This is a genomic window from uncultured Cytophaga sp. (assembly GCF_937863595.1).
In the GTDB taxonomy this organism is placed as follows: domain Bacteria; phylum Bacteroidota; class Bacteroidia; order Cytophagales; family Cytophagaceae; genus Cytophaga.
In genome coordinates this window covers 56,550-63,433 of the sequence record NZ_CALMGQ010000014.1, presented here as the reverse complement: position 1 = coordinate 63,433, position 6,884 = coordinate 56,550, and the positions used below count along the sequence as shown (strand labels likewise).

The following is a 6,884-nucleotide window of genomic DNA, read 5'->3' as shown; positions in this document are numbered from 1 at the left end:
TATCCAAAAGTTATTGAACCCTTCGCCCAAATGTAATTGGATCTTTTGCATTGCTAATAATTCTAAAATGGATAAGAAATTATAAATTACTGCCATTTTTATGGGTACTTCTTTGATAATATCTAAAAAGGATATACGCTGTCCTCTACTCACTTTACTAATGATGTAATCTTTCTGCATCTCCATTGAATAGGGATATTGCACAACATGATGCACGGGTTTGGTTTTTTCTTCTTTCCAACGCGCAACTACCTTTTCAAATACTTTTAATAATTTATATAAGTCAATATCCTGAAGTTCTGTTTCAACATTACTTACTTCGGATAATAATTTTAGCTCTTTAGCAATGTTGCCACGCTTCTCTCTTTTCAAAGATGTTTCTTCTAATTCTGAGAATTCTGCAATAACCGATTTGTATTTTTTGTATTCCAACAAATGCGAAACCAATTCCTCTCTCGGATCTATTTCATTTCCTTGTGGATCAATGTCTGGTCTTGGTAATAAGGTTTTTGCTTTAATTCTCATCAACGTTGCGGCAACCAAAATAAATTCGCTCGCAATATCTACATTCATTTTTTCAAGACTATGGATATAGCTTAAAAAGTCGTTGGTTATTTTGGAAATTGGAATATCATAAATATCCAACTCGTCCCGTTCAATAAAGAACAAAAGTAAGTCAAAGGGGCCAGCAAATAGTGGCAACTGTATTTCAAAACCTTCTTCTTTATTCATAATCATTCCTTAATATAAAATGTATTCGAGACATCAAATATACCGATTCGCTGAATGAACACCATTTACTACATGTTGATCTTTTACACGTTTTAAGTGTATATGTGTGTGAATTAGAGTGTATAATGTGTTCATAAATCTGACTCGGAGCAATTCTGAACCAATGGCAGGTTATTTTTAAGCTGCTTCAGCTTCTAGTCCATATAAAAACATTTGTTCGTCCGTTTATAGCTATGGCCAACGTATTTCTATGCATTCTCTTCAAGAAGGCTATCTATCGTAAAGTATAAAATAACTCTTTATAAGATCTAATTTCTGCGAATGTTATGAGGCACAAATAAATGGAACGATGGGCTGTTCGGCTCTAGCAAAGGGATTTTACATCTATAAAATATTAAAAATCAATAATTAAAATGGCTTTGATGTTGTTATAAAAATATATTTTCCCAAAATAATTATTCCGCACTGGTGCCCATAAATCCCTTTGTTTGATTCTGATTAAACAATTATTGTTTATCTTTGTTTTGATATAAATAAACCTATTAACCCGTGATTCAAGCCGGAGATATTTTACGTACGATAAACTCACCAGACGACCTTAAGCACCTGGATGTAACTCAGTTAATCCAACTTGCGGATGAATTGAGGCAGTTTATCGTGGATAATGTCTCTGTTTATGGCGGGCATTTTGCTGCTAGTTTGGGTGTTGTGGAATTGACCATCGCCTTGCATTATGCATTTAATACGCCAACCGATCAAATCGTTTGGGATGTAGGCCATCAAGCATACGGACATAAAATACTCACGGGGCGTATGGAAAATTTTCATACCAACCGTACCTATAAGGGTTTGTCTGGCTTTCCGAAACGCTCTGAAAGTCCCTATGATACCTTCGGTGTAGGCCACTCTTCTACATCCATATCTGCAGCCTTGGGAATGGCTGTTGCCAATCAATATCAAAAAGACGATCGTCAGCATATAGCCGTTATTGGTGATGGCGCCTTAACGGGTGGCATGGCCTTCGAGGCTATGAATCATGCAGGTGTTACTAATTCCAATCTGTTGATTGTGCTTAACGACAACTGCATGGCAATCGATCCAAATGTTGGTGCACTTAAAGATTATTTGGTTGATATAACCACTTCAAAAACATACAATCGCGTTCGGGATGAAATTTGGAATATACTTGGCAAAATCAGCAAGTTTGGACCAAATGCACAAGCTATTGCATCAAAAGTTGAAAGTGGCTTAAAAGCTTCTTTGTTAAAGCAAAGCAATTTATTTGAATCGCTACATATTCGTTATTTTGGACCCGTCGACGGTCACGATTTGAACCACATGGTTCAAGTAATGAAGGATTTAAGAGACATACCCGGCCCAAAAATATTACACGTACTTACAACTAAAGGTAAAGGCTATTCTCTGGCTGAAAAAGATCAAGTGAAATGGCACGCGCCAGGAAAATTTGATAAAGTTACTGGTCAGATTCATGTTAAAACCTACGACACGCCACAAGCGCCTAAATATCAAGATGTTTTTGGACATACAATCATTGAATTAGCTGAGAAAAATGAAAAAATTATGGGCGTTACGCCTGCAATGCCTTCTGGTAGCTCGTTAAATTTGATGATGGAAAAAATGCCCGACAGAGCATTTGATGTTGGGATTGCAGAACAACATGCAGTAACCTTCTCTGCTGGGATGGCTACGCAAGGGCTTATTACTTTCTGTAATATTTATTCGACATTCATGCAGCGTGCATACGATCAAGTAATTCACGATGTATGTATTCAGAATTTGCATGTAATTTTTTGTTTGGACAGAGCTGGCTTTGCTGGCGTAGATGGACCAACACACCACGGTGCTTATGATTTAGCATTCTTCCGTTGTATACCAAACTTAGTTGTATCTGCACCAATGAATGAGCAGGAACTTCGGAACTTGATGTACACCGCTCAATTAGAAAAAAATAAGGGTCCGTTCTCTATTCGCTACCCACGCGGTCAAGGTGTGATGCCAAATTGGAAAACACCTTTTGAGGAAATTGAAATTGGGAAAGGACGAAAAATAAATGACGGACAAGATGTAGCTATTTTAAGTATTGGCCATATAGGTAACTACGTGGTTGACGCTAAAAAATTATTGCTTGAAGAAGAATTAACACCTGCGCATTATGATATGCGTTTTGTAAAACCAATTGATGAGGCTATGCTTCATGAAGTTTTTAAAACGTTCAAGAAAATTATTACTGTTGAAGATGGGTGTTTGATGGGTGGCTTCGGCTCGGCAGTATTGGAATTTATGGCCGATCATAATTATGTTGCTCAAGTTGTACGCTTGGGAATACCAGACAGAATAGTTGAACACGGCGAGCAAATGGAATTGCATAAAGAATGCGGATTTGATCCGCAGGGCATTGCTCAAGCAGTACGCAAAATGTCCGCTCTAATAGGCGTTTAAATGAGAATGGTGAGCTGAAAAGACGCAACCAAAACATAACTATTTATTAGATTCGGATCTCAATGTTCCGACTTTTTTTTAATACTCCGATTCAAACGCTCTCGGTAGTATTTCTAACACACATCATTGCGATTGAACACAATTCTCTCAGTTTTCAAACATTTGTTACGTTTGGCTATTCTTCGTATTTTGCATCATTATGCCTAAACCCATTATATATACCGATAAAGGAACTGGATCAATCGTTGTTTTGCTTCATGGCTTTTGTGAAAGCAAAGATATATGGATTTCCTTTTCAGAACAATTAGCAACGAGCCACCGGGTTATTTGCATTGATCTGCCTGGCTTTGGAGAATCTATTCTAGATCGTGACGACATAAGTATGGAATGGTTTGCGGAGCAAATTCATTTATTATTGGTGCAGTTAGAAGTACATGCATTTACATTGATAGGCCATTCTTTAGGAGGCTATGTTGGTTTGGCATATGCAGAACGATATATGCAAAACCTAACTGGTTTGTGTTTGTTTCATTCAACAGCTTATGCAGATTCTGAGGAACGAAAAGAAAATCGGAATAAAACGATTGCATTCATTGAGAAATATGGTGCAGACATGTTTACGCAATCGTTTATTGAGCCTTTGTTTTTATTAAAAAATCGAGATCGCTTAAAAAATGACATTTTAGAATTAAAACGCATTGCAAAACAAGCTTCTCAACAAAGTGTTATTGCAACGACTAAGGCCATGCGCGATCGGGCAGACAGATCTCATGTATTAGCACAGACAACGATTCCGGTATTGCTTATTGGTGGAAAGAATGATGCGACGGTTCCCATTTCAAGTTTACAAACCTTAGCTCAATTATCCCCTTTAATAAATTTGTCGAGTATTGATGAATGTGGACATATGGGGATGTATGAGCAAAAAGAAAAAACGTTTTCGGTCTTGAAAGAGTTTTTAGAAGGGATTCGTTATTAAGAAAATATAATTATTCAATACAAAAGATTAATCTTCAACTTCAAGAAGTTTATTACAAGTCAGTAGAATAAACTCGCATTCGAAATAACTAGAGATCAGGCTTGCCTTCAATCTGACTGCCGAGTTATTTGATTAATTAGCTACTTGAAAAACAAAGAGGCCCTGAATTTTATAAAACCACTTACAATACAAAAGCGGCTCAACATATACTGTTGAGCCGCTTTTTATATATTCAATTTTATTCAATTAAAATGGCAAGTCGCCATCGTCTGCTTTCTCCAAGAAGTCATCTGATGATGGAGGTGGGAAATTTGGCGGTCCGTCATTTCCGGCTGCACCACCACTACCTTGTTTCGCTACTTTCCAAGCGCGTAATTCTGTATACCAACGTTGGTTGTATTCTCTGCTTTCTACATCAAATGATACTTCTACATCATCGCCAGAATTGACTTTGAATTGATCAATTTTATCACCCCAAATTGAAAAACATACTTTTTTGGGATATTGACCTGTAGTTTCAAGAATGTATTCTTGTTTCTTCCAAATTCCGTTTTTGCCTTGTCCGCTTTGCTCTGGCAACAAGGATACTATTTTTCCGCTAATTTCCATTATATTAAATTTAATGCATAAATATACATAAATTACCTGCTTGATTAAAGTTTAGCCAATGGATATTCTTATACACACCTTGTCAGGGACTACAACTGCAGCTTTTATTTCCACAATGAGCAGTTTTAGCAAAAAAGGGAAATTTGCTCTCATACTTTTAGGGGCATTTGCTGGAGCCTTTCCCGATATTGATGCCATTAGTTTGTGGTCAAAATTTGATCAAACAATTGGCTCGTGGTTGCATCTTTCACATACTGGAAGCCAAATTTATTTTGGGAAATTTTGGTATTCGCACCATGGTTATTTCCACTCTATTCTCGCAGCAGCAATCTTTTCTTTAGGTCTTGTTTCATTATATAAGCTTCTCTTTAAAAAAGAAATTTGGAGTACTTACTTCCATTCAAGAGAATGTATGTTCATTCTTGCTATTTCTTTCTTCTCATATCTATCCCATTTAATTGGTGACCTCCCTACTCCTGGTGCAGTATGGGGTGGCATTCGTTTATTTTTCCCTTTTGAAATATATGTTGGTGGCTATGGTACTACTTGGTGGTGGAATAATTATGATGTGTTTTTGACTCTATTAACTACAACAAGTGCATTATCTCTATTTATATTGCTGGAAGATAAATTTATCAAAAGCGATTTAATCAAAGCAGCAGCCTTTATGTATATTATGGGTATTTCTCTATCTACCTATTATGTAACAAATCATTCCATCAGCTTTGCATATGTAGGTAACACTTCGCGTTATGCTTATTACGAACGCATCTCTTATGCAGATCAATCAGGAAGGTTAGGGAAATCCGTCTTTCGATTGATGTATAAAGTAGACAAAATGCTTCCTTTTTACTTTTAATAAATTGACACGATTTTTGAGTATCTTTAATTAGAATATGACATTATATATGATTTCATTGAAACGTTTTCTAACTCTTTTCTTATTTTTCTTTGTTAGTATTTATTCAAATGCTTCCGATTCAAAAATTGCAAAGTCCGCCCCAATTGATATTCAGTTCGGAGATACAAGTACTTTTGCTTTTTCTCCATTGAAAATTGGTAGAGCTTCGTCTCTTTATGAAAATAAAGAAATCGTACAAGACACGATTCTCCCACCTTGCGATATCATTTTTTTTAAATCTGGAAAAATAGATTACTGTAAAATTACTGAAGTGACTCCAGAAACAATTACCTATAAAATGTGTGATTATCTAGAAGGCCCAAATATTGTAACCAATAAATCAAGCATTCAAAAAATCAGATATGCAAATGGTAGAGAAGAAGTTATTACATCTGTAGAAGTTATTAAGCCATCAGATAATGTCACTACGGATGAAGAGGTTGATACCCCGGCGGATGAAGTTGAAAAGCCAAAAATGAACCCGTATGCTAGACCGCGAAAAGACCCCTTGGCAAAGTTATCCTTTTATTTTGGTCTAGGTTCTGTTGCAATGGTTTTCCTTTTGGGTGTCGTATTTTTACCACTCGTACTTGCTGGTCTTGTATTAGGAATTATAAGTATTATAAAAATTTCTTCAAGAAGGGGTAGACTCAGAGGTTTAGGGTTTGCTCTTGTTGGAGCGATTCTATGCACCTTAATCCTATTATTGTTAATTTAACAATAAGAAAGGGGCTTAAAGCCCCTTTCTTTACATTTTTGCTACTTCGTATACTTCAATCAACTCTCCCTTTTTTGAAAAATAGGCATCATATACTTTGCCCGAATCGACAAAATTTACAAAGTATTTAGATGAATGTATATCACTTTTAATAACACTAAATTCTGTAATGTGTGTATATCCTTTACTTTCTAACGTTTTGTGAAATTCTTCGGTACGATCCCTCTTGTGCAACACCACATTTAAGTTGCTTGCACTTGAACCGAAAACTATAAATACCATGCTTAAAGCTACTAAAGCAGTTGATGCTCTCTTAATAAATCGTATCGTTTTCATACCATTTTCTATTTTGTTTATTATAATGAACAAAATAATTCTGTAGTGAATTGGTAGGAAAACTGAAGGGAAACTGAAGGGAAACTGAAGGGAAACTGAAGTGAAACTGAAGTGAAACTGAATAATTTATTCTTTTAAAAACAAAAAAC

At 35.9% G+C, this 6,884-nt stretch carries 7 protein-coding genes; 4 read left to right on the top strand and 3 right to left on the bottom strand.

Annotation, left to right across the window (positions count from 1 at the left end; translation table 11 throughout):
• Window positions 1-732: ScpA family protein (locus Q0543_RS01485; protein WP_299248065.1), on the bottom strand; the 732-nt coding region annotated here is incomplete at its 3' end.
• Between the two features lie 549 nt (window positions 733-1,281).
• On the opposite strand from Q0543_RS01485, the gene dxs reads away from it, so the two are divergent.
• The gene (gene dxs / locus Q0543_RS01480) at window positions 1,282-3,192 is read left to right on the top strand and encodes a 1-deoxy-D-xylulose-5-phosphate synthase (protein ID WP_299248063.1); all 1,911 of its coding nucleotides are present in this window, start codon (window positions 1,282-1,284) and stop codon (window positions 3,190-3,192) included.
• 199 nt (window positions 3,193-3,391) lie between these two features.
• Window positions 3,392-4,171: an alpha/beta hydrolase gene (locus Q0543_RS01475; protein WP_299248061.1), complete on the top strand. Its 780-nt coding sequence runs from the start codon at window positions 3,392-3,394 to the stop codon at window positions 4,169-4,171.
• A 246-nt stretch (window positions 4,172-4,417) separates the two neighbouring features.
• On the opposite strand, the gene Q0543_RS01470 is transcribed toward Q0543_RS01475, so the two are convergent.
• Window positions 4,418-4,780 (bottom strand): DUF3127 domain-containing protein, encoded by a 363-nt coding sequence (locus Q0543_RS01470; protein ID WP_299248058.1) that lies wholly within the window; start codon window positions 4,778-4,780, stop codon window positions 4,418-4,420.
• 58 nt (window positions 4,781-4,838) lie between these two features.
• Between Q0543_RS01470 and Q0543_RS01465 the strand changes: the two genes are divergently transcribed.
• Together Q0543_RS01465 and Q0543_RS01460 are read left to right on the top strand one after the other, a co-directional pair.
• Window positions 4,839-5,639 carry a metal-dependent hydrolase gene (locus tag Q0543_RS01465; protein ID WP_299248055.1) on the top strand — a complete coding sequence of 267 codons (801 nt, stop codon included), beginning with the start codon at window positions 4,839-4,841 and terminating at the stop codon, window positions 5,637-5,639.
• Window positions 5,640-5,688: 49 nt separating this feature from the next.
• Complete coding sequence (locus Q0543_RS01460) at window positions 5,689-6,399, top strand: hypothetical protein (protein ID WP_299248052.1); 711 nt, start codon at window positions 5,689-5,691, stop codon at window positions 6,397-6,399.
• Window positions 6,400-6,429: 30 nt separating this feature from the next.
• On the opposite strand, the gene Q0543_RS01455 is transcribed toward Q0543_RS01460, so the two are convergent.
• Window positions 6,430-6,735 carry a hypothetical protein gene (locus Q0543_RS01455; protein ID WP_299248049.1) on the bottom strand — a complete coding sequence of 102 codons (306 nt, stop codon included), beginning with the start codon at window positions 6,733-6,735 and terminating at the stop codon, window positions 6,430-6,432.
• Window positions 6,736-6,884 lie beyond the last annotated feature (149 nt).

What these genes read in the sequence shown, in the direction of transcription:
- Q0543_RS01475 (WP_299248061.1), top strand. Translation starts at nt 3,392, where the DNA reads ATGCCTAAACCCATTATATATACCGATAAAGGAACTGGATCAATCGTT.
- Q0543_RS01470 (WP_299248058.1), bottom strand. Translation starts at nt 4,780, where the DNA reads ATGGAAATTAGCGGAAAAATAGTATCCTTGTTGCCAGAGCAAAGCGGA.
- Q0543_RS01465 (WP_299248055.1), top strand. Translation starts at nt 4,839, where the DNA reads ATGGATATTCTTATACACACCTTGTCAGGGACTACAACTGCAGCTTTT.
- Q0543_RS01460 (WP_299248052.1), top strand. Translation starts at nt 5,689, where the DNA reads ATGATTTCATTGAAACGTTTTCTAACTCTTTTCTTATTTTTCTTTGTT.
- Q0543_RS01455 (WP_299248049.1), bottom strand. Translation starts at nt 6,735, where the DNA reads ATGAAAACGATACGATTTATTAAGAGAGCATCAACTGCTTTAGTAGCT.